The following is a 26,943-nucleotide window of genomic DNA, read 5'->3' on the forward strand; positions in this document are numbered from 1 at the left end:
GCGTCCCGGCGGGCGCCGGGCCGCCGGCCGCCGCGGGCTGGGGTGCCGGCGCCTGTTGGGCGGCCGCGCGGCGGACCACGGCCTGGATCTGCTGGCGCACCACCGGATTCGACCGGAGGTCGCCCGCCTGGTTCAGCGGGATGTTGTTGGCCTTCAGGATCTGCAGGATCTCCATCACCGGACCCGCCTGCCCGCTGAGATCGTAGGTCCTGTTGTCTTCGCTCAGGGTGAACTGCGCGGGCACCAGCCCGTTGACCAAAGCGCTTCGCTCCCAGTCGATGCGGTATTCCTGGGTGGTCGGGTTGACCAGCACGACCACCTTGCGGGCGTTGAGGTTGCCGAGCCGGGTGAGGTGGGCGATGACCCGGTCCTCGCTGTCGAACGGCAGGAACCCGGGCCCGGCGATGTGCAGGTGCACCTTCACCACCTGCTGATTGTTGATCCACGTCCCGGTCTCGGTGAGCCCGGTGATCTGCGCGAGCGCCAGCACGCCGGTCTGTTCGAGCTCCGCGTTCTTGGCGGACGACTTCGCCCCGAAGTTGGCCAGCGCGATCGCGATCACCACGTCGGCGACGGTGATCAGCAGGCCGACGTAGAGCATCCAAGCCAGCAGGTCACCGAACCCCATGGTGAAGTAGACGACCAAAAAGATCGGCCCGACCAGGCCGCCGCACAGCAAAACGATCAACTGTGCCTTGAGGTAGCGCGCCAACACGTGTCTCTCCTCGTCTCGCTGGGAAGTCCGGGTCAGATTAACGCCGTCGCCGGCGGGACGCTCGCAAAGCGTGCTCGAGCGCCGATCACTCCTCGGCGGGTTCGGACGCCCCCGCCGGCGCGGGAGAATACGCCGGGGTGCCGGGTCGGGCCGCCGCGGCCGGCGCGGCGGATCCCGGCGTCGGCAAGCCCGCCAGGGGAGTGACCGCCGGGGCGGCCACGGGGGTTTCGCCGATGGCGAGGTCTTCGGCGGCGGCGGTCTCGACGGCACCACCGGACTCAGCCAACGCGCCGCTGCCACCGGCCGCGGGGACGGCGCCGAGGTTCTGGCCGGCGACCAGGCTGCCCGTGAGGCCGGCCCCGCCGGGACTGAAGGTTCCGCCGGTTCCGGCGGCCGCCGCGGCGGGGTCGGCGCCGACGCTGCTGATCAGCTGACCGGCCGCGCCGCTCCCCCCGGCACCGAACGCACCGGGTCCGACACCGGCGGCGGCCGCCGGGGACCCGCCGGCGCCGGTGGCGGCCTGGATGGCCACCCCCGCCGCCTGGGCGGGCGCACTGAGTGCGCTCGTAGCCCCTTGCTCGAGGGTCTGCAGCGGCGACGCGTTGCTGGCCTCGGCGAGCGCATATTGCACCCCGCCGCTGCTCATCAGGTCGACGAACTGCTGGTGGAACAGCGCCGCCTGGGCGCTGAGCGCCTGATAGACCTCCGCATGGGCGCCGAACAGCGCGGCTATGCTCGCCGACACCTCGTCGGCGCCGGCGGCCAGGACCCCCGACGTGGGGCCCGACGCGGCCACGTTGGCGGAGCTGATGGTCGAACCGATGTTCGCCAGGTCGGATGCCGCCGCGGCCAGGTATTCGGGCGTCGCGAAGACGAACGACATCCGAACCTCCAGGGCAGGCCGCTCAGCTAGGGCAATCGCCCGGTCATTAGACACGGACGGAATAGGCTGAATCTATAGTAACCCGCGCGGCCCGCCTCCAGTTTCGGCAATAGAGGGAGCCGGATGCGCGGGATTTACGGCAGTACGGCGCCGGCCGGGCCGTGCGCGCCCAACAACTTGCCGCCGGCGCCCCCGAAGCCGGCCGTCCCCGTGAATTGGGTGCCGTTGCCGCCGGCGCCGCCGTTGCCGATGTAGCCGGCGTTGCCGCCGTCTCCGCCGTTGCCGTCGAGGCCGGTGCCGGATCCGCCGTCGCCGCCGCTACCGATGACTCCGCCGCCACCGCCGTTGCCGCCCACGCCATGGGCGCCGGTGGCCGCGCCGGCGGCCCCGCCGTTGCCGATCAGAAAGCCACCGTTGCCGCCATATCCGCCGGAACCGAACGTGCCGGTGGCCACGCCGCCGTGGCCCCCGTTGCCGAAAATCCAGGCGTTGCCGCCGTTGCCGCCGAATCCCGTCCCGGACGATCCGCCTTGGCCGCCGGTGCCGAACAGCAGCCCGCCGTTCCCGCCGTAACCGCCCAGCCCGTCGAGCCCGCCGCCGCCACCCAGGTAGGCGCCGGCCGCCCCGCCGGCGCCGCCATCGCCGAACAGCCCGGCGTAACCACCGAAACCACCGAAGCCGCCATCGAGTTGGTTCGCCACGTTCAATCCCTGGCTGATGCCGCCGTTTCCGCCGGCCCCGCCGACTCCGAACAACAGCCCACCGAAGCCGCCCTGCCCGCCGTCGCCGCCGGACCCGCCGTTGGGCCCCGGGCTACCGGTGTTGCCTACCCCGCCGTCGCCGCCGTTCCCGCCGTGACCACCGGCGCCGAGCAGCCCGGCCATGCCGCCGATACCGCCGTCGCCGCCATCCCCGCCGGTTGCGCTGACCCCCGATTGGAATGCGCTGCCGCCACGTCCGGCGTCTCCGCCGTTTCCGGCGATGCCACCGAACAGTCCCGCGCGGCCGCCGGCGCCGCCATTGCCGCCGTGACCGCCGCCTCCAGACGAAAACCCGTTGCCGCCGGCCCCGCCGGGCGCACCGGCCCCCCCGTTGCCGTACAGCCACCCGCCGTGCCCGCCGGCGCCGCCATTGGTGCCGGCCGCATTGCCGAAAAGCTGCGCGAAACCGGCCCCACCGGCCCCGCCGTTGCCGATCAGTCCCGCGGGTCCACCGTTGCCGCCGTTCATTCCGGCGACGGTGCCGGCACCGCCGTTACCGCCGTTGCCGAGGATCCACCCACCGGGCGCGCCGTTTTGGCCCGGGCCGCCGTTGGCGCCGTCGCCGATGAGCGGGCGATTGGTCAGCGCCTCGCTGGGCGCGTTGATGATGCCGAGCACATCCTGTTCCAGCGTCTGCAGGGGCGAGGCGTTCGCGGCCTCCGCCAGGGCGTATTGAGTTGCGCCGCCCGTGATCAGCTGCACGAACCGCTGATGGAAGGACGCCGCTTGGGCGCTGATGGCCTGATAGGCCTGGGCGTGCGCGCCGAAGAGGGCGGCGATTTCCGCCGAGACCGCGTCGGCACCGGCCGCCAGCACGTGCGACGTCGGGGCCCACGCGGTGGCGTTGGCCGCACCGATCGTCGAGCCGATGTTCGCCAGATCTTTCGCCGCCGCCGCGACGTACTCGGGCGCCGCAACCACGAACGACACTTTCAACCTCCACGAACGGCCACTGCGGTCACAAAAGCCCGGTTATTGAACAAGGACTCAACAGACGCCGATGGTAACGCGATCCGAGGCGTTGCCGTGACCCGAACGCACGAAACCCGGGCGTCCCGCGAGGGAGCCCGGGCTTCGCGCGAGCGAGATTTACTTGATGATCTTGACGACCCGGCCGGCGCCGACGGTGCGGCCGCCCTCGCGGATCGCGAACCGCAGGCCCTCGTCCATGGCGACGGGCTGGATCAGCTTCACCGAGATGTTGGTGTTGTCACCGGGCATCACCATCTCGGTGCCCTCCGGCAGCGTCACCACACCGGTCACGTCGGTGGTGCGGAAGTAGAACTGCGGACGGTAGTTGTTGAAGAACGGCGTGTGCCGGCCGCCCTCGTCCTTGGACAGGATGTAGACCTGGCCCTCGAACTCGGTGTGCGGCGTGGTGGTGCCCGGCTTGGTCACGACCTGGCCGCGCTCGACGTCCTCGCGCTTGATGCCACGCAGCAGCAGCCCGACGTTGTCGCCGGCCTGGCCCTGGTCGAGCAGCTTGCGGAACATCTCCACACCGGTGACGGTCGTCTTGGTGCTGGTCGGGCGGATGCCGACGATCTCGACTTCCTCGTTCACGTTGATGACGCCGCGCTCCACACGACCGGTCACCACGGTGCCGCGGCCGGTGATGGTGAAGACGTCTTCGACGGGCATCAGGAACGGCTTGTCGGTCTCGCGGACCGGGTCCGGAATCGACTCGTCGACCGCGTCCATCAGCTCCTCGACGGACTTCACCCATTCGGCGTCGCCCTCGAGCGCCTTGAGCGCGGACACCCGCACCACGGGGGCGTCCTCGTCGAACTCCTGGGCGGCCAGCAGCTCGCGGACCTCCAGCTCGACGAGCTCGAGCAGCTCCTCGTCGTCGACGGCGTCGGCCTTGTTCAGCGCGACCAGGATGTAGGGCACGCCGACCTGACGGGCGAGCAGCACGTGCTCACGCGTCTGCGGCATCGGGCCGTCGGTCGCGGCGACCACCAGGATCGCGCCGTCCATCTGGGCGGCGCCGGTGATCATGTTCTTGATGTAGTCGGCGTGGCCCGGGGCGTCGACGTGCGCGTAGTGACGCTTCTCGGTCTGGTACTCGACGTGGGAGATGTTGATGGTGATACCGCGCTGACGCTCCTCGGGCGCGTTGTCGATCTGGTCGAAGGCGCGCGATTCGTTCAGGGTGGGGTATTTGTCATGCAAGACCTTGGTGATGGCCGCGGTCAGCGTGGTCTTGCCGTGGTCAACGTGACCAATGGTCCCGATGTTGACGTGGGGCTTCGTCCGCTCGAACTTCGCCTTCGCCACTGTTATGTCCTCCGACTTGTTGGTGCTTTGTTAAGCAGTGTTGATTATTTGGGTTTCGGCCGCGGTGTTAACCTGGCCAGCTTACTCGTGCGCTAAAGCTGATTGCTCGGCTCCTTACTCGTGAGCTTCGCTCACTCGCCGTCGCCTTCGCGAACTCACTGGCCCGTCGCCTTCGCGATGATCTCCTTCGACACGTTGGCCGGTACTTCGGCGTACGAGTCGAACACCATGGAGTAGTTCGCCCGGCCCTGAGTCTTGGACCGCAGGTCGCCGACGTAGCCGAACATCTCCGACAGCGGCACGTGCGCCCTGACGACGCGCGCGCCCGCCCGCTCCTCCATGGCCTGGATCTGGCCACGGCGGGAGTTCAGGTCGCCGATCACGTCGCCCATGTAGTCCTCGGGCGTGGTGACCTCGACGGCCATGATCGGTTCCAGAATCACCGGCTGGGCTTGCGCGGCAGCCTTTTTCAGCACCTGCGAGCCGGCGATCTTGAACGCCATTTCCGACGAGTCGACCTCGTGGAAGGCGCCGTCAAGCAGGGTGACCTTCAGGTTCACCAGCGGGTAGCCGGCCAGCACGCCGTACTGCATGGCGTCCTGCGCGCCGGCGTCCACCGACGGGATGTACTCGCGCGGGATGCGCCCACCGGTGACCTTGTTCTCGAACTCGTAGGTGGCGCCGTCTTCGCCGTGGAACGGTTCGAGGTTGATCAGCACCTTCGCGAACTGGCCCGAGCCGCCGGTCTGCTTCTTGTGGGTGTACTCGACCTTCTCCGCCACGCGACGGATGGTCTCCTTGTACGCCACCTGGGGCTTGCCGACGTTGGCCTCGACCTTGAACTCGCGGCGCATGCGGTCCACGAGGATGTCCAGGTGCAGCTCGCCCATGCCGCCGATCACGGTCTGGCCGGTCTCGACGTCCTGGTGCACCTTGAAGGTGGGGTCCTCCTCGGCGAGCTTCTGGATCGACAGGGAGAGCTTCTCCTGGTCGCTCTTGGTCTTGGGCTCGATGGCCACCTCGATCACCGGGTCGGGGAAGGTCATCGACTCCAGCACGATCTGGTGGTTCGGGTCGCTCAGGGTATCGCCGGTGGTGGTGTCCTTCAGCCCGATCACGGCATAGATGTGGCCGGCCGAGGCGGTCTCCACCGGGTTCTCCTTGTTGGAGTGCATCTGGAACAGCTTGCCCAGCCGCTCCTTCTTGCCCTTGGTGGCGTTGATGACCTGGCTGCCGGAATCGACCTTGCCCGAGTACACCCGGACGTAGGTCAGCTTGCCGAAGAACGGGTGCGTGGCGACCTTGAACGCCAGCGCCGAGAAGGGCTCGTCGGTCGACGGCCTGCGCACGACCTCCTCGTCCTCGTTGCCCGGCGCGTGCCCGACGGCCGGCGGCACGTCCAGCGGCGAGGGCAGGTAGTCGATCACGGCGTCGAGCATGGGCTGCACGCCCTTGTTCTTGAACGCGCTGCCGCACAGCACCAGGTAGGCCTCGGAGCTGATCGTGAGCTTGCGCAGCGCGGCCTTGATCTCCGCGACCGACAGCTCCTCGCCGCCGAGGTACTTCTCCAGCAGCGCCTCGTCGGTCTCGGCGACCGCCTCGAGCAGCTTGGTGCGGTACTCGTCGGCCTTCTCCGCCAACTCGGCCGGGATGTCGATGGTGTCGTAGGTCTCGCCGAGCTTGGTCTCGCCGCGCCACACCTTGGCCTTCATCTCGACCAGGTCGACGACGCCCTCGAAGTCACCCTCCGAGCCGACGGGCAGCTGGATGGGAATGACGTTGGCGCCCAGCCGCTCCTCCATGGTGCGCACGGAGAAGTAGAAGTCGGCGCCGATCTTGTCCATCTTGTTGACGAAGCAGATGCGCGGGACGTCGTACTTGTCGGCCTGCCGCCAGACCTGCTCGGACTGCGGCTCGACGCCCTCCTTGCCGTCGAAGACGGCGACGGCACCGTCGAGCACGCGCAGGCTGCGCTCCACCTCAACGGTGAAATCGACGTGGCCGGGCGTGTCGATGATGTTGATCTGGTTGCCGTTCCAGAAGCAGGTGGTGGCCGCGGAGGTGATGGTGATCCCCCGCTCCTGCTCCTGCTCCATCCAGTCCATGGTGGCGGCGCCGTCGTGCACCTCACCGATCTTGTAGCTGATGCCGGTGTAGTAGAGGATGCGCTCCGTCGTCGTCGTCTTGCCGGCGTCGATGTGCGCCATGATGCCGATGTTGCGGACCTTGGTGAGGTCGGTCAGCACGTCCTTCTGTGCCACAGAAGTCTTCCCACTCTTTCGATTGCTCGGTTGCTGTCTAGTTGCGCCCGGCGACTCTGCCGAATGTCGCCTCTACCAGCGATAGTGCGCGAAGGCGCGGTTGGCCTCGGCCATCTTGTGGGTGTCCTCACGCCGCTTGACGGAGGCCCCGAGGCCGTTGCTGGCATCCAGGAGTTCGTTTGCCAGCCGCTCGATCATGGTCTTCTCCCGGCGTTGCCGCGAGAAGCTGACAAGCCAGCGCAGCGCCAGCGTGGTGGACCGGTCGGGACGCACCTCGACGGGCACCTGGTAGGTCGCACCACCGACGCGGCGGCTGCGCACCTCCAGGGCGGGCTTGACGTTGTCGAGAGCACGCTTGAGCGTGATCACGGGGTCGGTGCCTGTCTTTTCCCGCGCTTGCTCGAGCGCTCCATAAACAATGCGCTCGGCGAGCGATTTCTTCCCCTTGAGCAGAACTTTGTTGACCAGCTGGGTGACCAGCTGCGACCCGTAGACCGGGTCGTTGACCAACGGACGCTTGGGCGCGGGCCCCTTGCGCGGCATCAGCTCTTCTCCTTCTTGGCGCCGTAGCGGCTACGAGCCTGCTTGCGGTTCTTGACGCCCTGGGTGTCGAGCGAACCGCGGATTATCTTGTACCGGACACCCGGCAGGTCCTTAACCCGGCCACCACGCACCAGCACCATGGAGTGCTCCTGCAGGTTGTGGCCCTCGCCGGGGATGTACGCCGTGACCTCGACCTGACTCGTCAGCTTGACGCGCGCAACCTTCCGAAGCGCCGAGTTCGGCTTCTTCGGGGTGGTGGTGTACACGCGGGTGCATACGCCACGGCGCTGCGGGCTGCCCTTCAGAGCCGCGGTCTTGACCTTTCCGATCTTGTCCCGACGACCCTTGCGGACCAGCTGCTGAATGGTTGGCATCTAGGAGGCTTTCTGTGTTGAAGTGTGCGTTCTGGCTCAGCTATTAAGTCTGTGTACTGCAGTTTTCCCCCGCCTCGGACTAACTCGTGTACCCCGCGGCCGGGTGTGTCGCAAGCGCTCAGCACGGAGTTCGATCCGATGCGTAGTGGACATGCGAATTAGCCCGGCATCCACTTCCTTACGTCAGGCGCCGTAAGCCGCCAGGCACGAGCTACCACAATACCCGCCGCCGGTCTCGCAGGTCAAAGCGGCTTAATCCGGTGCGGCCCGCTGGTGCGCGGAGCGCCTTTCCAGCCCCTCCAAACCCCGAGCCAGCCGCAACACCATGTCGGAGAACAGGGCGTCGGTGTCGATGTCGTCCATGACGCCGGTCATTTCCAGCAACACGAAGCCATGCATCGCGGACCAGAACTCCAGCGCGGCGTGGAACGCCTCGACGCCGTCCAGACCATAGGACGCCAGCACGGCGATCACCGGCGCGGCCGCGCCCCTGGTGGCGGCCGCGTACTCGGGGTCGTCGCCGCCGAGCGGCATCCGGGTGAAAGCCGAGTACCGACCGGGATGGTGATGCGCGTAGCTGCGGTAGGCGGCGGCCATGACGAGCACCGCGTCGTCGCGGGCGCGCCCCTCCCCGACCCGGTTCAGCATCGTGATGATGTCGTCGATGACCCGGATCCGCACCGCCCGGCGCAGGTCCTCCAGGCTGTCCACGTGGTTGTACAGCGACGGCCCCTTGGTGCCCAGCTGCGTGGCCAGCGCGTTGATGGTCAGCGAGTCCCAGCCCTCCCGGTCCAGGAAGGTCAGCGCGCCGTCGACGATGCCGTCGCGGCTCAGTTTGGCCGGGCGGGACCCCGACTTCCCGGCGCGCTGGCGCCCAGCCGCCGATGGCGGTTCCGGAGCTGCCATGCGATCGCCCTTCGATTGATCCCGGGTGGGTTAACTAATGACTCTAGTTGACGGCGGCCGGGAAACTCGTAGGCTCATTCGAGCGGATTCACCCGTGTTAAGAGGGGGCGTGCAGTGAACTGGACAACCGTCGCCGGGCCGCTGGTCACCTGCGCCGTCATCGTCGCCGTCCCCGCGCCGGCCGCGGACGCCAAGAACGGCGACACGCACATCACCGGGCAGGGCGTCGACCAGACGCTGGACTGCAACGACGCCACCCTGATCGTCAACGGCACCGGGAACACCGTCAACGCCAAGGGAAACTGCTGGGCCGTCACCGTGATGGGGTCGGGCAACACCGTCATCGCGGACTCGGTCACCCACGACATCACCGTGTACGGCTACGACGAGACCGTCTTCTACCACGGCGGCACGCCTATCCTGTGGGATCGCGGGCGCGAACTTGGCATGACCAACCGGCTCCAGCAGGTGCCGGGCTGAGGCACGGCACGGCACCTTCAACTCCGGAATCGAGGATCAATGCGTGACCACACCACCGACCGCTCGTCCAGGCTGGCCGCGCTCGCCCTCGCGCCGGCCGCCGCGGCCTTAGTGCTGGCGGGCTGCAGCTCGACGGCCAATCCGCCCGGCGGCACCACAGCGACCACGACGAAGAGCACCGCCACCACGACGAGCGGCGCCGCGGCGCCGACGAGCTCGGGTGGGGCGAGCACGACCGCCTCCGTCGAGATCGGGAACTCGTTGAACTACGGGTCGATGGGGACGACGGCCACGCTTGATTGCGCGAACGGCAAGTCGCTCAACGTCGGTGGCTCTAACAACACGCTGACCGTCACCGGCACCTGTGTGACGGTGACCATCGGCGGTGCCAACAACAAGATCACGATCGACAAGGTCGACACGCGCATCAGCGTGGTGGGGTTGAACAACACCGTCACCTACAAGGACGGCGAGCCGAAGGTCGACAACCTCGGCTCGGGCAACACCATCAGCAAGGGCTAAGGCTGCCAGGCTAATTGGCCGCCGCGCCGTGGCGCCCGGCCCCCGCGGCGAACCTCCCGGCCCCTTCCGCCGCCTCCGCGGCGACGCGCGCGATGCTGGCGAATTCGAAATCGATCGCCTCCGATTCCGGCCTGCCCCACTGCGCCAGCGCCGAGAGCCGATCCGACCGCAGGCACTGTTGCGGCAGGGCCGCGAGCTCTGCCGCCAGTTCCTCGGCCGCTTGGCGCGCTTGGCCTTTGGGCACGACGCGGTTGGCCAGCCCCATGGCCAGCGCCTCGTCGGCCCGGACGCCGCGGCCGGTGAGGATCATGTCCATGGCGCGGCTCTGCCCGATGAGCCGGGGCAGCCGCACGGTGCCGCCGTCGATCAGCGGGACTCCCCAGCGCCGGCAGAACACGCCGAACACGGCGTCCTCCTCGGCGACCCGCAGGTCGCACCACAGGGCCAGCTCCAGGCCGCCGGCGACGGCGTAGCCGCTCACCGCGGCGATCACCGGCTTGGACAGCACCATCCGCGTCGGCCCCATCGGCCCGGGGCCGGTGCGGTGCACCTCGTTGGCGTCGGACGTGCCGAAGGACTTCAAATCGGCTCCGGCGCAAAAGGTTCCGCCGTCTCCCCACAGCACGGCCACCGATGCGGTGTCATCGCGGTCGAACTCCTCGAACGCCGCGTAGAGCGCGGCCGCGGTGGGGCCGTTGACGGCGTTGCGCGCCGCCGGCCGATCGAGGATGACCGTGGTCACCGGACCGTTTCGCTCGATACGCACCGGGTCGCTCATTTTGCCTCCACTAGTCGGGGTAGGTTGCGTCGCTGCGCCAGCTCGGTGGCGAAGTCGTGGTAAGCGTCGCGCAGCCGGTCGCCGGGCCAATCGGCGGGCAGCAGATCGGCCGGCAACATCGGATCGGTGAGCAGGTGGCGCACGATCGCCGCTGCGGCGACGAACCGGCCGGGAATGTCCGACGCTGCCGCCATCTCGCCGAGCAGCCGGCGGCCGGTCTCGGCCCAACCGGGCAGGTCCCACAGCTCGCCGGCCAGCTCTGCGGGCGCGTCGTCACGCGCCCTGAGCGTCCGCACCCGACCCGCGACATCCGGGTCCAGCTCCGAGGCCAGGTTGTCGGGCCGCATCCAGACGCCTTCGCGGAGCTCGCCAAAGCGGTTGTCGTGCATGGCGGTTCGCAACGCCGCGCGGGTGCGGGCGTCGCCGCCCACGCTGGTCACGATCAGCACCAGCCAGTCCCCGCGCCACGGTCGGGTTTGGGGGCGCATGGCATCGTCCTGCCGGCGTTGGCGCGCCAGCAATCGATCGGAGAGCCTGTAGCCGTCGGCGGACCGGATCAGGTCGCCCGCGCCGACCATGCGGGTCAGCGCCACCCGAAGCGCGGTCTCCTTGATGCCGAAATCGGCAGTGAGGCCGATCAATTCGCCGGCCGTGGCGCACGCGGGGTGGGCGCCGAGCAGCACGCTGAGCACCACCGACCGGGCCGTCATGTCCGGCATGGCCTACACCTGTGACGCTTTCCGGCCGTGGTCGCCGAAGGGCTCGTCGCGATGCCGGACGGCTTCCCGGAAGCCGTGCTCGACCGCGTCGGCCACGAAGGCGTGCCCCTCGGGGGTGTGCCGCGCGACACCGTCGAACACCGTGCTGACCATCCTGCTGGTGGCCACTCCCTGTTGCAGCAGAGCCGAATTGAGCGCGAGCTTGACCATGATCAACTGGTTGACCGGCACGGCGGCGATCCTTTCGACCAGCCGCTCGGTCCGCTCGTCGAGGTCCTCGGGGTCCGGCGCCTCCACCGCCAGGCCCCATTCGGCGGCCTGCGCGCCGGTGATGCAATCGCCGGTGAGCAGCAGGCGTTTCGCGCGCTGGTCGCCGAGCCGGTGGGCCCACAGCCCAGCCGCCGGGACGCCCCACACCCGGGTCGGCGGGTAACCGATCTTGGCGTCGGCGGCGGCGATCACCTGGTCGGCGTGCAACGCGATGTCGGTGCCGCCGGCCACGCAGTACCCGTGAATCTTGACCACCGTCGGCTTGTCGGCGTGCATCAGGCTGGAGAACCCCCGCACGAAGCGGCTCATCATCTGGTAGTCGACCATCGGGTCCCACGGCTGATTCGGCAGGTGGTTGACGGCCTGAGTCTTGCCGTCCAGCACGGTGCCCTGATAGGCGCCGGTCCCCCCGGCCGACCCGGTGCGATCGGCGTAGGCGGACAGGTCGAAGCCCGCGCAGAAGCCCTCGCCGCGCCCCGACACGAGGATGACGTGGACGCTTGGGTCGAGGTCGGCGCGCTCCACCAACGCCGAGAGCTCCAGCGGGGTGTCCGCGACGATCGCGTTGCCCTTCTCCGGCCGGTTGAAGGTGATGCGCGCAACCCGATCGGTGACCTCGTAGGTCATCGTCTTCAGGTTGTCGAAGTCCACCGGCCTGATCGCGTGGGTCACCCCTTGACCAACGCTCGCTCGAGAATCGGTGCGAGGTCGAGGCCCGTGGGCATCGTGCCGAATGCGCCGCCCCACCGGCCGTCGAGCCGGGTGGCCAGGAATGCCTCGGCGACGGCGGGGTGGCCGTGGCGCACCAGCAGCGAGCCCTGCAGCGCCAGGCAGATGTCCTCGGCGACCTTCCGGGCGCGGTAGGCGATGTTGTCCAGGTCGGCCAGGTGCTGCCGCAGCTTTTCGACGTGGCCGTCCAGCCGGCGATCCTGACCCGCGGTTTTGCCCAGCTCGCCGAACAGCACCTCGACGCACTCGGGGCGAGTTGCCATGGCGCGCAACGTATCCAGCGCACTGACGTTGCCCGAGCCCTCCCAGATGCCCATGAGCGGCGCCTCGCGGAACAGTCGCGGCATGCCGGAGTCCTCGACGTAGCCGTTGCCGCCCAGGCATTCCAGCGCCTCGGCGGCGTGCGGGGTGGCGCGCTTGCACACCCAGTACTTGCTGGCGGCCAGGCCGATCCGGCGCAGCAGGGCCTCCGTCGCGTCGCCCCGGATCGCGTTGTCGGTGGCACCGGCCATCCGCATCGCGACGATCGTGGCGGCCTCGGCCTCGACGGCCAGGTCGGCCAGCACGTTGCGCATCAGCGGCTGGTCGATCAGGTAGGCGCCGAACGCCTTTCGGTGCTGGGCGTGGTGGATGGCGCGGGTGAGGCCGGTGCGCATGCTGGTGGCAGAGCCGAGCGTGCAGTCCAGCCGGGTGAGGTTGACCATCTCGATGATGGTGGGGACGCCGCGGCCCTCTTCACCCACCAGCCACGCGACGGCGCCGTCGTACTCCACCTCGCTTGAGGCGTTGGCATGGTTGCCGAGCTTGTCCTTGAGCCGTTGCAGGAACATCCGATTGCGGGTGCCGTCGGGCAGGATCCGCGGCAGCAGGAAGCAGGAAAGCCCGCCCGGCGCCTGCGCCAGCACCAGAAAGATGTCGCACATGGGCGCCGAGGTGAACCACTTGTGGCCGGTCAGGCTGTAGCTGCCGTCACCGTTCGGCGTCGCCTGGGTGGTGCCCGCGCGCACGTCGGAGCCGCCCTGCTTCTCGGTCATCGACATGCCCGCGGTGATGCCGGCCTTCGTGGTGGCCAGTTTCAACTCGGGGTCGTACTCGCGGCTGGTCAGCAGCGGCTCGTAAATCGCCGCCAGTTCGGGGTTGTAGCGCAGGGCCGGGACGACGGCGTACGTCATCGAGACGGGGCAGGTGTGTCCGGGCTCGACGTTCCAAACCGACATCTTCGCGGCGCGCACCACGTGCGCGCCCGGGCGCGCGTGCGCCCAGGGCGCCGCGTGGATGCCGTGGCCGATCGCCGCGCGCATCAGCTCGTGATAGGCCGGGTCGTACTCGATCTCGTCGATGCGGTGCCCGTACTGATCGTGGGTGTGCAGCACCGGCCGGTTGCGGTCGGCGAGCTCGCCCCACCGCTGCGCCTCGCGGCTGCCGGCGAGCGCCCCGAGCTCGTTCACCTCTTCGGCGCCCCACTGCCCGCCCTCGCGGATCAAGGCCTCGACGAGAACGGCGGACGTGGCCGGGTTGTAGTTCTCCAGGGGCGGAACCTGGTTGGTCACGACATGGGTATCAGGCATGGGTTCATGTTACATTTTTCCGACAGTCGCACAAGAGCTGTAATGATCAGCGCGGGTGCGCCGCGAAGAATTGCCAAAGCGTCTGGGTCGCGAACGGCGGCCACTCGTGGCCGCCGCCGTCGACGGTGACGAGGACGACGCCGCGGTTGTCCGCGCACGCCGCCGCCGAGGTGGTGACGGGGCCGCTGGTGGTCGCGGTCGCGGCGCCGCATTGGTCGAGGTTGCGCCAGAACGCATTGACGTCGGGCACCGACGGGCCGTTGATGACGCTGAAGCCCTGCCCGCCGGCGTACGGGACGAGCCGATCGGCGGTGCCGTGAATGTGCACGACCGATGTCGGGCGCGGGCTGCGGCACGCGTTCAGCTGGGTGCCGGCAACCGGGCCGATCGCCGCGAAGATGTCGGTGGTGCACGCCAGCGTGAAGGACATGATGGCGCCGTTGCTCATGCCGGTGGCGTAGACCTTGGCGTGGTCGATGCCGACGTTGCGGGCGATGTCGGCGACGGCCGCGCTGATGAAGGCGACGTCGTCGACGCCCTCCCGTCCCGGCCGGCCGCAGCAACCCTCCCCGTCGACGTTCCAGGCCCGGTCCAACCCATCCGGATAGGCGACGACGAATTTGGCCGAATCGGCCAAACGGTCCCAGTCGTAACCTCTTTCGGCTTGCGCGGCGCTGCCGGAATAGCCGTGCATGACGACCACCAGTGCGGCCGACGCGGGCGCTTCCGCGGGCTTGTAGAGCCGATAGTCGCGATCGTGGCCGCCGACGTTGAGGTGGTGCAGGCTGGTGCCGGTGACGAAGCCCGACGGAAGTTCGCGCCACGGCGCGCAGCCGGCGACCAGCAGGACCACTCCGAGAAGCGCCGCGAGCCGACCGAGCATGGGCCCGCGGATCAGCCGCCGGTGTTTTCCCGCAGGAACGCGATGTCGTCCTTGCGGCCCTCGTCGGCGGTCTCGCAGATCACCGGCGCGTCGGCGGCCTTGACCACCGCGACCAGCAGGTCGGGGTCGATCTGACCGGTGCCGAAGTTGGCGTGCCGGTCGGCGCCCGAGCCCGCGGCGTCGCGCGAGTCGTTGCAGTGCACCAGGTCGATGCGGCCCGTCAGGGCCTTGATCCGGTCGACCGCGTCGATCAGCTCCTCACCCGCGGCCCACGCGTGGCAGGTGTCCAGGCAGAAGCCGATTCCCTTGTCCCCGATGTGATCCCAGAGCCTGCCGATGGTGTCGAAATAACGGGCCATGGCGTGGTCGCCGCCCGCCGTGTTCTCCAGGTACACCTGCACATCGGATTCGAGGTAGTCCAGCGCCTTGACCCACCGCTCGAATCCGGCCTCCATGTCGTCGTCGTCGGCGTGGCCGCCGTGCACGATCACCGCCGTGGCGCCGATCTCCGCGGCGGCGTCGCAGGTGTCCTGCAGGATCTTGCGCGACGGGATGCGGATGCGGTTGTTGGCCGAGGCCACGTTGATGAGGTACGGCGCGTGGACGTACAGCGGGATGGTCGACGCCTTCAGCGCCTCCGCGTCGTCGCGCGGTTTGGGCTTCTTCCAGCTCTGCGGGTTGCCCAGGAAGAACTGCACCGCGTCGGCGCCGTCGGCCTGCGCGGCGGCCAGGGGATCGTCGGAGTGGACGTGCGAACCGATGAGCACGGTGGCCAGTGTAGTAAGCGCAGCCGACGCGAGCGTCACGCCAGCGTGACATTGGGACGCCAGAGCCACGCTGGCGTGACACTCGGCGGGTACGAAAAAGCCCCGGGCCGAAACCCGGGGCTTTTTCTGTGTGGACTAGCGGTAATCGGAGTACCCGTAGTCGTCCAGCGGAACCGCGGCTCCGGTGGCCTGGCCGAAGTCCGGGCTGTAGTAGTGATCCTCGTAGGACGGGATCGTGTACGCCGCGGCGCGGGCCTCCTCGGTCGGCTGGACCTGGATGTTGCGGTACCGGTTGATGCCGGTACCGGCCGGGATCAGCTTTCCGATGATCACGTTCTCCTTCAGACCGTTGAGCTTGTCGCTGCGGCAGTTGATCGCCGCATCGGTCAGCACTCGCGTGGTCTCCTGGAACGACGCCGCGGACAGCCACGAGTCGGTGGCCAACGACGCCTTCGTGATACCCATCAGCACCGGACGGCCGGCGGCGGGCTCGCCGCCCTCGGCCACCACCCGGCGGTTCTCCGCCTCGAACTCCGCGCGGTCGATCAGCGAGCCGGGCAGGAACTCCGTCGAGCCCGAGTCGATGATGGTGACGCGGCGCAGCATCTGGCGAACGATCACCTCGATGTGCTTGTCGTGGATGGACACACCCTGGGCGCGGTAGACCTCCTGGACCTCGCGGACCAGGTGGATCTGCACCTCGCGCGGGCCCTGCACGCGCAGCACCTCGTGCGGGTCGGCCGAGCCTTCCATCAGCTGCTGGCCCACCTCGACGTGGTCGCCGTCGGACAGCACTCCCTCGGACCCGTCCTCGTGCTTGTACACACGCAGCCGCTGCCGCTTGGAGAGCTTGTCGTAGACGACCTCCTCGCCGCCGTCGTCGGGAACGATGGTGATCTTGTAGAACCGCTCACCGTCCTCCAGGCGAACGCGCCCGGTGACGTCGGCGATCGGCGCCTTGCCGCGCGGCACGCGAGCCTCGAACAGCTCCTGAACCCGGGGCAGACCGCCGGTGATGTCCTCACCGACACCACCCTGGTGGAAGGTCCGCATCGTCAGCTGGGTGCCGGGCTCACCGATGGACTGCGCCGCGACGATGCCGACGGCCTCGCCGATGTCGACCAGCTTGCCGGTGGCCATCGAGCGCCCGTAGCACGTCGCGCAGACGCCGGTGCCGGTGGTGCAGGTGAGCACCGAGCGCACCTTGACCTGCGTGATGCCGGCCGCCAGCAGCGCGTCGATCTCCGGGTCACCCAGGTCCTCGCCACGCGCGACGACGACGTTGCCCTTCTCGTCGACCGCGTCGGTGCCCAAAGTCCGCGCGTACGCCGAGGTTTCGATGTACGGGTCGCGGATCAGCGTGCCGTCGGGCTGGCGCTCGGCCAGCTCCACGACGATGCCGCGCTCGGTCTCGCAGTCGTGCTCGCGGACGATGACGTCCTGGCTCACGTCCACCAGACGACGGGTCAGGTACCCGGAGTCGGCGGTACGCAACGCGGTGTCCGCCAAGCCCTTTCGAGCGCCGTGCGTGTTGATGAAGTACTCAAGCACCGTCAGGCCCTCGCGGAACGACGACTTGACCGGACGCGGGATGAACTCACCCTTCGGGTTGGTCACCAGGCCCTTCATGCCGGCCAGCGTTCGGGTCTGGGTGAAGTTACCCGTGGCACCCGAGTCGACGATCGTGATGATCGGGTTGTCGGCCGGGTAGTGCTCGCGCAGCGCCTGACCGACCTCGTCGGTGGCTTCCTTCCAGATCTCCACCAGCGCCTCGTTGCGCTCGTCGTGGTTCAAAGCGCCACGCTGGAACTGCTTTTCGACCTTTTCGGCGCGCTCCTCGTAATGGTCGAGGATCTCCTTCTTGCGCGGCGGGACCAGCACGTCGGCCATCGAGACCGTGACGCCGCTGCGGGTCGCCCAGTAGAAACCGGCGTCCTTGAGCTTGTCCACGGTCTGCGCGACCACGATCATCGGGTAGCGCTCGGCCAGGTCGTTGATGATCGCGGCCTGCACCTTCTTGTGCATCTGCTTGTTCACGAACGGGTAGGCCACCGGCAGCAGCTCGTTGAACAGCACCCGGCCCAGCGTGGTCTCGGCCATCCAGGAGTCGCCCGGCTGCCAGCCGTTGGGGAACAGCTCCGCCTCGATCTCGGCGGGCGGGCGCAGCTGGGTCAGCCGCACCTTGATCTTGGCCCGCACCGACAGCACACCGCGGTCCGACGCCATGATCGCCTCGGCGGGCGAGGAGTACACCCCGACCTCCGGCTGGTCCTTGGCGGCCGGTGAGTATTCGCCGGTGTCGCCGTCGACCTCGGTGGTCAGGTAGTACAGCCCGGTCACCATGTCCAGTCGGGGCATGGCCAACGGGCGGCCGGACGCCGGCGACAGGATGTTGTTCGACGACAGCATCAGGATGCGGGCCTCGGCCTGCGCCTCGGCGCTCAACGGCAGGTGCACCGCCATCTGGTCACCGTCGAAGTCGGCGTTGAAGGCCTCACACACCAGCGGGTGCAGCTGAATCGCCTTGCCCTCCACCAGCATCGGCTCGAAGGCCTGGATGCCCAGCCGGTGCAGCGTCGGCGCGCGGTTCAGCAGCACCGGGTGCTCGGCGATGACCTCTTCGAGCACGTCCCACACCTGGGGACGCTGCCGCTCGACCATCCGCTTGGCGCTCTTGATGTTCTGCGCGTGGTTGAGGTCGACGAGCCGCTTCATCACGAACGGCTTGAACAGCTCCAGCGCCATCAGCTTGGGCAGGCCGCACTGGTGCAGCTTGAGCTGCGGGCCGACCACAATGACCGAACGGCCGGAGTAGTCAACACGCTTGCCGAGCAGGTTCTGGCGGAACCGGCCCTGCTTGCCCTTCAGCAGATCCGACAGCGACTTCAGCGGGCGGTTGCCCGGCCCGGTGACCGGGCGGCCGCGACGGCCGTTGTCGAACAGCGCGTCCACCGACTCCTGCAGCATCCGCTTCTCGTTGTTGACGATGATCTCGGGCGCGCCGAGGTCGATCAGCCTCTTGAGGCGGTTGTTGCGGTTGATCACGCGGCGGTACAGGTCGTTGAGGTCGCTGGTGGCGAACCGGCCACCGTCGAGCTGGACCATGGGGCGCAACTCCGGCGGGATCACCGGCACCGCGTCGAGCACCATGCCCATCGGCGAGTTGCCCGACTGCTGGAACGCGGCGACCACCTTGAGGCGCTTGAGGGCGCGAAGCTTCTTCTGCCCCTTGCCGTTTCGGATGACGTCACGCAGCGAGTCGGCCTCGGCGTCGATGTCGAAGTTCTCGATCAGCTTCTGGATCGACTCCGCGCCCATCGCACCGGTGAAGTACTCGCCGTAGCGGTCGACGAGCTCGCGATAAAGGTTCTCGTCGACGATCAGCTGCTTGGGGGCCAGCTTGGTGAAGGTGTTCCAGATGTCCTCCAGCCGGTCCAGCTCGCGCTGGGCGCGGTCGCGGATCTGGCGCATCTCGCGCTCGCCGCCGTCGCGAACCTTGCGCCGCGCGTCGGCCTTGGCGCCCTCGGCCTCCAGCTCGGCCAGGTCCGCCTCCAGCTTTTGCGCACGCGCCTCGAGTTCGGCGTCGCGCTGGTCCTCAACTCCCTTGCGCTCCACCATCATTTCGGCCTCGAGCGTGGACAGCTCGTTGTGGCGCATCTCGTCGTCGACGGACGTGATCACGTACGCGGCGAAATAGATGATCTTCTCGAGGTCCTTCGGCGCCAGGTCGAGCAGGTAGCCCAGGCGCGACGGCACACCCTTGAAGTACCAGATGTGCGTGACGGGCGCCGCCAGCTCGATGTGGCCCATCCGCTCGCGGCGCACCTTGGCGCGGGTCACCTCGACGCCGCAGCGCTCACAGATGATGCCCTTGAAGCGGACGCGCTTGTACTTGCCGCAGTAGCACTCCCAGTCCCGAGTCGGTCCGAAGATCTTCTCGCAGAACAGGCCGTCCTTCTCCGGCTTCAGCGTGCGGTAGTTGATCGTCTCCGGCTTCTTGACCTCGCCGTAAGACCATTGCCTGATGTCCTCCGCGGTGGCCAGACCGATACGGAGTTCATCGAAGAAGTTGACGTCGAGCACGTAACTCCCTTTCCCCTTGCGGGTTTAGATACCTAAAAAAACGTGATTAAGCCAGGTCCTCGACGGACGCGGATTCGTTGCGGGACAAGTTGATTCCCAGGTTGGCGGCGGCCCGCTCAAGGTCCTCGTCCTCACCCTCGCGCAGCTCGATGGCCGCGCCGTCGGAGGACAGCACCTCGACGTTGAGGCACAGCGACTGCAGCTCCTTGAGCAGCACCTTGAACGACTCGGGGATGCCCGGCTCGGGAATGTTCTCGCCCTTGACGATCGCCTCGTACACCTTGACCCGGCCGACGGTGTCGTCGGACTTGATGGTCAACAGCTCCTGCAGCGTGTACGCGGCGCCGTAGGCCTGCATGGCCCAGCACTCCATCTCACCGAACCGCTGGCCACCGAACTGCGCCTTACCGCCCAGCGGCTGCTGGGTGATCATCGAGTACGGGCCGGTGGAGCGGGCGTGGATCTTGTCGTCCACCAGGTGGTGCAGCTTCATGATGTACATGAAGCCGACGGTCACCGGGTACGGGAACGGCTCGCCGCTGCGGCCGTCGAACAGCACCGCCTTGCCGTCGCCGTTGACCAGCACCTCACCGTCGCGGTTGGGCAGCGTGGCCGACAGCAGACCCTGCAGCTCGGCCTCCTGCGCGCCGTCGAACACCGGCGTGGACACGATGGCGTTGGGCTCGGCGTGCAACAGGTCCTCGGGCAGGTTGGCGGCCCACTCGGGAACGCCCTTGTCGGTGTCGACCTTCCAGCCGGCCTTGGCGACCCAACCGAGGTGGGTTTCCAGGATCTGGCCGATGTTCATCCGCCGCGGCACACCGTGGGTGTTCAGGATGATGTCCACCGGGGTGCCGTCCGGCAGGAACGGCATGTCCTCGACCGGCAGGATCTTGCCGATCACGCCCTTGTTCCCGTGCCGGCCGGCGAGCTTGTCGCCGTCGGAGATCTTGCGCTTCTGGGCCACGTACACGCGGACCAACTCGTTGACCCCGGCCGGCAGCTCGTCGTCGTCCTCGCGGGAGAACACCCGGATGCCGATGACCTTGCCGGACTCGCCGTGCGGCACCTTCAGCGAGGTGTCGCGGACCTCGCGGGCCTTCTCGCCGAAGATCGCCCGCAACAGCCGCTCCTCCGGGGTCAGCTCGGTCTCACCCTTCGGGGTGACCTTGCCGACCAGGATGTCGCCGTCGCGCACCTCGGCGCCGATCCGCACGATGCCGCGCTCGTCGAGGTCGGCCAGGACCTCGTCGGAGACATTGGGGATGTCCCGGGTGATCTCCTCGGCGCCCAGCTTGGTGTCGCGGGCATCGATCTCGTGCTCCTCGATGTGGATCGAGGTCAGCACGTCCTCTTCGACCAGGCGGTTGGAGAGGATGATCGCGTCCTCGTAGTTGTGGCCCTCCCACGGCATGATCGCCACCAGCAGGTTCTTGCCCAGGGCCATCTCACCGTTCTCGGTGCAGGGGCCGTCGGCGATCACCTGGCCGGCCTCGACGCGGTCGCCCGCGTCGACGATCGGCGACTGGTTGGCGCAGGTGCCGTGGTTGGAACGGGCGAACTTGCGCATCCGGTAGGTGTGCCGGGTGCCGTCGTCGGCCATCACGGTGATGTAGTCCGCGGAGACCTCCTCGATCACCCCGGCCTTCTCCGCGACGACGACGTCGCCGGCGTCGATCGCGGCACGCAACTCCATGCCGGTGCCCACCAGCGGTGCCTCGCTGCGCACCAGCGGAACCGCCTGGCGCTGCATGTTGGCACCCATCAGGGCGCGGTTAGCGTCGTCGTGCTCGAGGAACGGGATCATGGCGGTGGCCACCGACACCATCTGGCGCGGCGACACGTCCATGTAGTCGACCTCGGACGACGGCACGTACTCGACCTCGCCCGCCTTGCGGCGGACCAGGACGCGCGGCTCGACGAACCGGCCGCTCTCGTCGATCGGCGAGTTGGCCTGCGCCACCACGTGGCGGTCCTCCTCGTCGGCGGTCAAATACACGATCTCGTCGGTAACGACCCCGTCCACGACCTTCCGATACGGCGTCTCGATGAACCCGAACGGGTTGACCCGCGCATACACCGAAAGCGAGCCGATCAGACCGATGTTCGGACCCTCCGGGGTCTCGATCGGGCACATGCGGCCGTAGTGCGACGGGTGCACGTCACGGACCTCCAGGCCGGCGCGCTCACGGGACAGACCGCCGGGGCCCAGCGCCGACAGGCGGCGCTTGTGGGTCAGACCCGACAGCGGGTTGTTCTGGTCCATGAACTGCGACAGCTGGCTGGTGCCGAAGAACTCCTTGATCGCGGCGACCACCGGCCGGATGTTGATCAGCGTCTGCGGCGTGATGGCCTCGACGTCCTGGGTGGTCATCCGCTCGCGGACGACGCGCTCCATCCGGGACATGCCGACCCGGATCTGGTTCTGGATCAGCTCGCCGACCGTGCGCAGCCGCCGGTTGCCGAAGTGGTCGATGTCGTCGGTCTCCACCGGCACCTCGACGCCGCCGGGGACGGTCATCACCGACTGCCCCTCGTGCAGGCGCACCAGGTACTCGATGGTCGCGACGACGTCCTCTTCGGTCAGCGTGGTCGTCGTGATCGGGTTCTCGGTGTTCAGGCCGAGCTTCTTGTTGACCTTGTAGCGGCCCACGCGGGCCAGGTCGTAGCGCTTCTCCTTGAAGAACAGGTTCTCCAGCAGGGTCTGCGCGGACTCCTTGGTCGGCGGCTCGCCCGGACGCAGCTTGCGGTAGATGTCCAGCAGCGCCTCGTCGGTGCCGGCGGTGTTGTCCTTCTCCAGCGTCGACATCATGATCTCGGAGAAACCGAACCGCTCGGTGATCCGCTCGGTGGTCCAGCCCAGCGCCTTGAGCAACACGGTGACCGGCTGGCGACGCTTGCGGTCGATGCGCACGCCGACGGTGTCGCGCTTGTCGACGTCGAACTCGAGCCACGCCCCGCGGCTGGGGATCACCTTGACGCTGTGCAGCGTCTTCTCGGTGGACTTGTCGATGGTCTCGTCGAAGTAGACGCCGGGCGAGCGCACCAGCTGGCTGACGACGACGCGCTCGGTCCCGTTGATGATGAAGGTGCCCTTCTCGGTCATCATCGGGAAGTCGCCCATGAACACCGTCTGGCTCTTGATCTCGCCGGTGTTGTTGTTGATGAACTCGGCCGTGACGAACAACGGGGCCGCGTAGGTCATGTCCTTGTCTTTGCACTCGTCGACCGGCGCCTTGACCTCGTCAAAGCGGGGATCGGAGAAAGACAGCGACATCGAGCCCGAGAAGTCCTCGATCGGCGAGAGCTCATAGAGCACCTCTTCAAGGCCGCCCACCGGGTTGGCCCCTCCCATGCCCGCCGCGCGCGCCATAGCGCTCTCGCGCCAGCGCGGCGACCCGATCAGCCACTCAAAGGAGTCGGTCTGCACGTCGAGCAGCCCCGGAACCTCAAGCGGTTCGCGGAGCTTGGCGAAGGAAACTCGGTTGGGTGCTCCGGGCACGGAGCCATTGGTGGAATTCGAGTCTTTGGAACTCTGGTGGCGACTCTTGCTCTGGCGGGAATCTGCCAAGATGCGTCCTTCCAGCACCTCGTGCGACTCACTGCCCCGGGGAAACCGGCTGCGTTCGCCGCATCAATTTTGTCGGTACGGCTGGCGAACGATCTGCCCAGATCTCACGCGCGCAACTAAATAGCTAAGCCGCGGGAGGGGGCTCAGGCTAAGACCACAGTGTCGTTAGCGGTCAAGTGGCGATTGTGAGGTGGGCAGGAGGTAGCCAGCGCAACGTCCAACAATAGCGCAGGACCGCGCATTCCTCAACTACCCACAACAATCAACCCAGGGACATCGGCGCTGGCTCGCGATCTCGACTTCCCGTGGGTACATGCTGCCCAACAGACTGACCCGTTTAGGCCCGGTCGTCAAGAGGGCGGGGCGGCAAGTTGCACCGTGTTATCGCGTTATTCCAAATTTTTACGACCCGCCGAACTCGTTGGCCTTGAACCGGTGGGTGCCTTCGAGGTCGTCGAGGATCGCTGCCTGAGCATTCTTGGGCAGAGTGTGCAGGATCTCGCGCACCCGGGCCTGGCGCCGCGCGACGGCCTTGCGCTCCGGCATGCCCGGCGTCGCGGTGATCTGCGGCGGCACCCCCTCGATCTCCTCGACGCCGCCGGCGTGGTGGCCGGCATCCAGCAGGGCCTGCTCCTCGGCCATGGTGGCCTCGTCCTTCTCCTCGGACATGCCGATCGGCCCGATGCGCCGGCCGTTGAGGAACTGCCGCACGACGGGCTCGTCGCTGGTCAGCAGCACCTCCCGCGGCCCGAACATGACCAGCTTGCGGCGGAACAACATGCCCATGTTGTCCGGCACGGTCCGGGCGATGTTGATGTTGTGCGTCACGATCAAGACGGTGGCGTCGATCTGGGCGTTGATGTCGAGGATCAGCTGGCTGAGGTAGGCCGTACGAACCGGGTCCAGACCGGAGTCGGGCTCGTCGCACAGGATGATCTGCGGGTCCATCACCAGCGCCCGGGCCAGGCTGGCGCGCTTGCGCATACCGCCCGAGATCTCACCGGGGAACTTCTTCTCGTCGCCGCCGAGGCCCACCAGCGTCAGCTTCTCCATGACGATGTCACGGATCTCGCTTTCCTTCTTCTTGGTGTGCTCGCGTAGTGGGAACGCCGCGTTGTCGAACAGGTTCATCGAACCGAACAGCGCGCCGTCCTGGAACATGACGCCGAACAGCGTGCGGATCTCGTAAAGCTCCTTGGCCGAACACTCGAGGATGTCGGTGCCGTCGATCATGATCGAGCCGCGCTCCGGGCGCAGCAGACCGATGAGGGACTTCAGGAACACTGATTTGCCGGTACCCGACGGCCCGAGCAAGACGCTGACCTCCCCGGCGGGGATATCCAGCGTCACGTCTTCCCAAATTCTCGAGGGACCGAACGACTTCGTGAGTCCCCTCACCTCGATTGCGACGCCCATGGGGAATCCTTCCGTCAACGCTCGTGCCCGCCACCTGCCCTTTTGTGTGGCATCAGTCACTGTAGCGCACGTCAGGCACCCCGCATCAGGCTTGGATCGGACCGCTGGCAAAAAGTGCCCGACCTGAGACTCGGCGCCTCGCCCCCTATTCGACGCGAGTGTTAGCCGGAGGGCGCCCAGTTGCCGTGGAAGCCCATCGGGACCCGCTGCGGCAGGTGCACGGTAGCCACCGACTCGAGGGTCTGCGCATCCAGCAGCACCAGCTGCCCTTCGTCGCGGCCGCGGTGGTAGCCGTAGCCCATCAGGATGCCGTCGTCCTCGGCGGCCGCCGCGGGGTTCGGCACGAATGACATCTCGCCGAGCAAAAGCTCGGGGTCGAGTGCGGCCACCGTGGCCGACCCCGTGACGTAGTCGTGCTTGTACAGCGGTGCCTCGGCGCCCTGGAACGACGCGCCGACGGTGTAGCCGTAGCGGTGCCGCCCGCCGAGGCGGGTCTCGTTGATCCGCGGGAATTCCTGGGGCCGGTCGTCGCGGCATTCGGTGGCCACCGCGCCGGTCGCCAGGTTGATGGTCCAGCGGTCCAGCCTGGGCGCGGTGTCGCCGGGGCCGCGCCGGTCGCGGTCGAACATCCGCGCGTAGCGCACCACGTCGAGCACCAAAACCTCTGCGCCGCCGCGCATTTCGGAGTAGGCGTTGAGCGGGTGGTAGACGTAACAGGGTTCGATGTCGAACCAGCGGACGTCGGAGTTGGCCCCCTCGCGGGGCATGACGCCGATGCGCGCCGGGTAGCCGGGGTTCCAGGCGTACGGCATCCGGTCGTCGTGCTTCGGGTTGCGGTTCATCATCGCGGTGATCGGGCCCGGCACCCGGACCCGCCCGATCAGCGACTGCAGCGCCAGCCGGGCCGGCACGCCCAGCCAGCGCGGGACGTTCGCCGGCAGCACTTGCACCGGGTCGAACGTCACCGGCAGGTCGTAGATCACCACGTATTTCTCGGTCAGCGAGAAGTCGTGCATCATCGGCGACCCGGACACCTCGATGTCGACCGTGCGGCGGGCCCGCCCGCGGTTGTCGATCACCGAGTACTGCACGGTGCGGCCGCGCGCGAAAGAGTAAGACACGGCGTGCAATTCGCCGGTGTGCGGATCGCGGTGCGGATGGGCGGCGTACCCGCCCTCCAGGGTGCCGTCGAAGTCGCAGGTTCCGACGGTGTCGAGCTCGTCGGACAGCTCGTAGTTGGCGGCCCCGCCCTCGACCAGCGCCAGGGTGCGGCCGGCGTGCGTCAGCACGTTGGTGTTGGCGCCGAAGGACAGCATGCCCGCCCGCGGGTTGAGGCGGTCCGGCACCGGCTCGCCGAGGGTGGCGCACACCGAGAGGCTGCGCACCCAGCGGTTGCGATACCACTGGGCCTTGCCGTCGCGCAGCGCGACGCCGTGCACCATGCCGTCGCCACTGAACCAGTGATACGTCGCCGGGTCGACCTCTTCGGCCGGGTTCGGTCCGTTGCGCAGGTAGCGCCCGTCAAGGTGCTCCGGGATGTGCCCGGTGACCTCCAGGTCGGTCGCGGTGACCTCGGCGCCCACCGGCGCCAGAAAGCCCTCGAGATAAGGATTCCCGGACGTGACGGTTTCCGTAGTCGTCATTGCTGAGCTCCTATAACATTGTTATTTCAGCGTTATTGTGACCGTACGCGCCCGATGAGAAGATGGCAAGAATGACTTCAGAGCTTGAGCCCGCCGTACGCGGCGTCCGCGACGAGTTGCTCGACGCCGCCGTCAAGCTGCTCGACGAAAACGGGCCCGACGCGCTGCAGACCCGCAGGGTGGCCGGCGCGGCGGGGACCTCGACGATGGCGGTCTACACCCATTTCGGCGGGATGCGCGGGCTGATCGCCGCGGTCGCCGAGGAGAGCCTGCGTCAGTTCGAAGCCGCGCTGGCGGTGCCCGAGACCGACGACCCGGTGGCGGACTTGTTGGCCATCGGGATGGCCTATCGCGGCTACGCGATCGACCGCCCCCACATGTACCGGCTGATGTTCGGCAGCACCAGCGCCCATGGCATCAACGCCCCGGCGGGAAACGTCCTGAAACTGACGGTTGCCGACATCGAGCGGGACATCCCGAGCTTCTCGCACTTGGTGCGTGCGGTCCACCGGTCGGGGCTGACCGGTCGGATCAACGTTGGCGGCGCGGACGACGAGTCGGTGGTCGCCATAGCGGCCCAGTTCTGGGCACTGACGCACGGTTTCGTATTGCTCGAACTCGCCGGCTTCTACGGCGACGACGGCGCGGCGGTGCGGCCGGTGCTCGGCGCGCTGTTCACCAATCTTTTTGTCGCCCTGGGAGATTCGCCCGAAAGGATTCGGCAGTCGTTCCGCGCGGCGTTCGGCGCGGGCTGAGCGCACGAAAACCCCCGGGACCGCAGTCCCGGGGGT

21 protein-coding genes are annotated in these 26,943 nt (G+C 68.0%); 3 read left to right on the plus strand and 18 right to left on the minus strand.

Annotated elements, in window-relative coordinates; genetic code table 11:
- The 8 genes from A5706_RS18370 to A5706_RS18405 all read right to left on the minus strand — a co-directional run.
- A partial coding sequence (locus A5706_RS18370) for a hypothetical protein (protein WP_068133354.1) occupies positions 1-715 on the minus strand: 715 nt, incomplete at its 3' end.
- An 85-nt stretch (positions 716-800) separates the two neighbouring features.
- Positions 801-1,598, minus strand: a complete 798-nt coding sequence (locus tag A5706_RS34985; RefSeq protein ID WP_068133357.1) for a PE family protein — start codon at positions 1,596-1,598, stop codon at positions 801-803.
- A gap of 134 nt (positions 1,599-1,732) precedes the next feature.
- Positions 1,733-3,289 carry a PE family protein gene (locus tag A5706_RS34990; protein ID WP_068133360.1) on the minus strand — a complete coding sequence of 519 codons (1,557 nt, stop codon included), beginning with the start codon at positions 3,287-3,289 and terminating at the stop codon, positions 1,733-1,735.
- 159 nt (positions 3,290-3,448) lie between these two features.
- Positions 3,449-4,639, minus strand: a complete 1,191-nt coding sequence (gene tuf / locus A5706_RS18385; RefSeq protein ID WP_068133363.1) for an elongation factor Tu — start codon at positions 4,637-4,639, stop codon at positions 3,449-3,451.
- A gap of 155 nt (positions 4,640-4,794) precedes the next feature.
- Complete coding sequence (gene fusA / locus A5706_RS18390; RefSeq protein WP_068133366.1) at positions 4,795-6,900, minus strand: elongation factor G; 2,106 nt, start codon at positions 6,898-6,900, stop codon at positions 4,795-4,797.
- 72 nt (positions 6,901-6,972) lie between these two features.
- Positions 6,973-7,443, minus strand: a complete 471-nt coding sequence (gene rpsG, locus A5706_RS18395) for a 30S ribosomal protein S7 (RefSeq protein WP_067012878.1) — start codon at positions 7,441-7,443, stop codon at positions 6,973-6,975.
- On the minus strand, positions 7,443-7,817 hold the full coding sequence (gene rpsL, locus A5706_RS18400) for a 30S ribosomal protein S12 (RefSeq protein ID WP_003879423.1): 375 nt from the start codon (positions 7,815-7,817) through the stop codon (positions 7,443-7,445). Before rpsL ends, rpsG begins: the two co-directional genes overlap by 1 nt.
- A 252-nt stretch (positions 7,818-8,069) precedes the next feature.
- Entirely contained in the window at positions 8,070-8,723 is a 654-nt protein-coding gene (locus tag A5706_RS18405) for a TetR/AcrR family transcriptional regulator (protein WP_068104583.1), read from the minus strand.
- A 114-nt stretch (positions 8,724-8,837) separates the two neighbouring features.
- Between A5706_RS18405 and A5706_RS18410 the strand changes: the two genes are divergently transcribed.
- Positions 8,838-9,203: a DUF3060 domain-containing protein gene (locus tag A5706_RS18410; RefSeq protein WP_068133367.1), complete on the plus strand. Its 366-nt coding sequence runs from the start codon at positions 8,838-8,840 to the stop codon at positions 9,201-9,203.
- Between the two features lie 39 nt (positions 9,204-9,242).
- Positions 9,243-9,725 (plus strand): DUF3060 domain-containing protein, encoded by a 483-nt coding sequence (locus A5706_RS18415; RefSeq protein WP_068133370.1) that lies wholly within the window; start codon positions 9,243-9,245, stop codon positions 9,723-9,725.
- Between the two features lie 10 nt (positions 9,726-9,735).
- Here A5706_RS18415 and A5706_RS18420 read toward each other — a convergent pair whose 3' ends face one another.
- From A5706_RS18420 to A5706_RS18465, 10 genes are all read right to left on the minus strand, one after another.
- Complete coding sequence (locus tag A5706_RS18420; protein ID WP_068133372.1) at positions 9,736-10,503, minus strand: crotonase/enoyl-CoA hydratase family protein; 768 nt, start codon at positions 10,501-10,503, stop codon at positions 9,736-9,738.
- Entirely contained in the window at positions 10,500-11,222 is a 723-nt protein-coding gene (locus A5706_RS18425) for a PaaX family transcriptional regulator C-terminal domain-containing protein (RefSeq protein ID WP_068133377.1), read from the minus strand. Before A5706_RS18425 ends, A5706_RS18420 begins: the two co-directional genes overlap by 4 nt.
- Before the next feature lie 3 nt (positions 11,223-11,225).
- Positions 11,226-12,164 carry a crotonase/enoyl-CoA hydratase family protein gene (locus A5706_RS18430; protein ID WP_068133380.1) on the minus strand — a complete coding sequence of 313 codons (939 nt, stop codon included), beginning with the start codon at positions 12,162-12,164 and terminating at the stop codon, positions 11,226-11,228.
- Positions 12,161-13,789 (minus strand): acyl-CoA dehydrogenase family protein, encoded by a 1,629-nt coding sequence (locus tag A5706_RS18435; RefSeq protein WP_068133383.1) that lies wholly within the window; start codon positions 13,787-13,789, stop codon positions 12,161-12,163. Before A5706_RS18435 ends, A5706_RS18430 begins: the two co-directional genes overlap by 4 nt.
- Before the next feature lie 46 nt (positions 13,790-13,835).
- Entirely contained in the window at positions 13,836-14,672 is an 837-nt protein-coding gene (locus A5706_RS18440) for a PHB depolymerase family esterase (protein ID WP_068133384.1), read from the minus strand.
- An 11-nt stretch (positions 14,673-14,683) separates the two neighbouring features.
- On the minus strand, positions 14,684-15,439 hold the full coding sequence (locus A5706_RS18445) for a deoxyribonuclease IV (protein ID WP_068104604.1): 756 nt from the start codon (positions 15,437-15,439) through the stop codon (positions 14,684-14,686).
- A gap of 135 nt (positions 15,440-15,574) precedes the next feature.
- A complete protein-coding gene (locus A5706_RS18450; protein WP_068133388.1) occupies positions 15,575-19,522 on the minus strand; it encodes a DNA-directed RNA polymerase subunit beta' in 3,948 nt (1,315 codons plus the stop codon).
- Between the two features lie 46 nt (positions 19,523-19,568).
- Positions 19,569-23,093, minus strand: a complete 3,525-nt coding sequence (locus A5706_RS18455) for a DNA-directed RNA polymerase subunit beta (RefSeq protein WP_156767213.1) — start codon at positions 23,091-23,093, stop codon at positions 19,569-19,571.
- Positions 23,094-23,495: 402 nt separating this feature from the next.
- Positions 23,496-24,509 carry an ABC transporter ATP-binding protein gene (locus A5706_RS18460; RefSeq protein WP_068104611.1) on the minus strand — a complete coding sequence of 338 codons (1,014 nt, stop codon included), beginning with the start codon at positions 24,507-24,509 and terminating at the stop codon, positions 23,496-23,498.
- Positions 24,510-24,670: 161 nt separating this feature from the next.
- On the minus strand, positions 24,671-26,152 hold the full coding sequence (locus A5706_RS18465) for a carotenoid oxygenase family protein (protein WP_068133395.1): 1,482 nt from the start codon (positions 26,150-26,152) through the stop codon (positions 24,671-24,673).
- A 71-nt stretch (positions 26,153-26,223) separates the two neighbouring features.
- Between A5706_RS18465 and A5706_RS18470 the strand changes: the two genes are divergently transcribed.
- Complete coding sequence (locus tag A5706_RS18470; RefSeq protein ID WP_068133397.1) at positions 26,224-26,907, plus strand: TetR/AcrR family transcriptional regulator; 684 nt, start codon at positions 26,224-26,226, stop codon at positions 26,905-26,907.
- The last annotated feature ends 36 nt before the right edge of the window (positions 26,908-26,943 follow it).

The sequence above is a fragment of the Mycobacterium sp. E796 genome (assembly GCF_001672815.1).
GTDB lineage: Bacteria > Actinomycetota > Actinomycetes > Mycobacteriales > Mycobacteriaceae > Mycobacterium.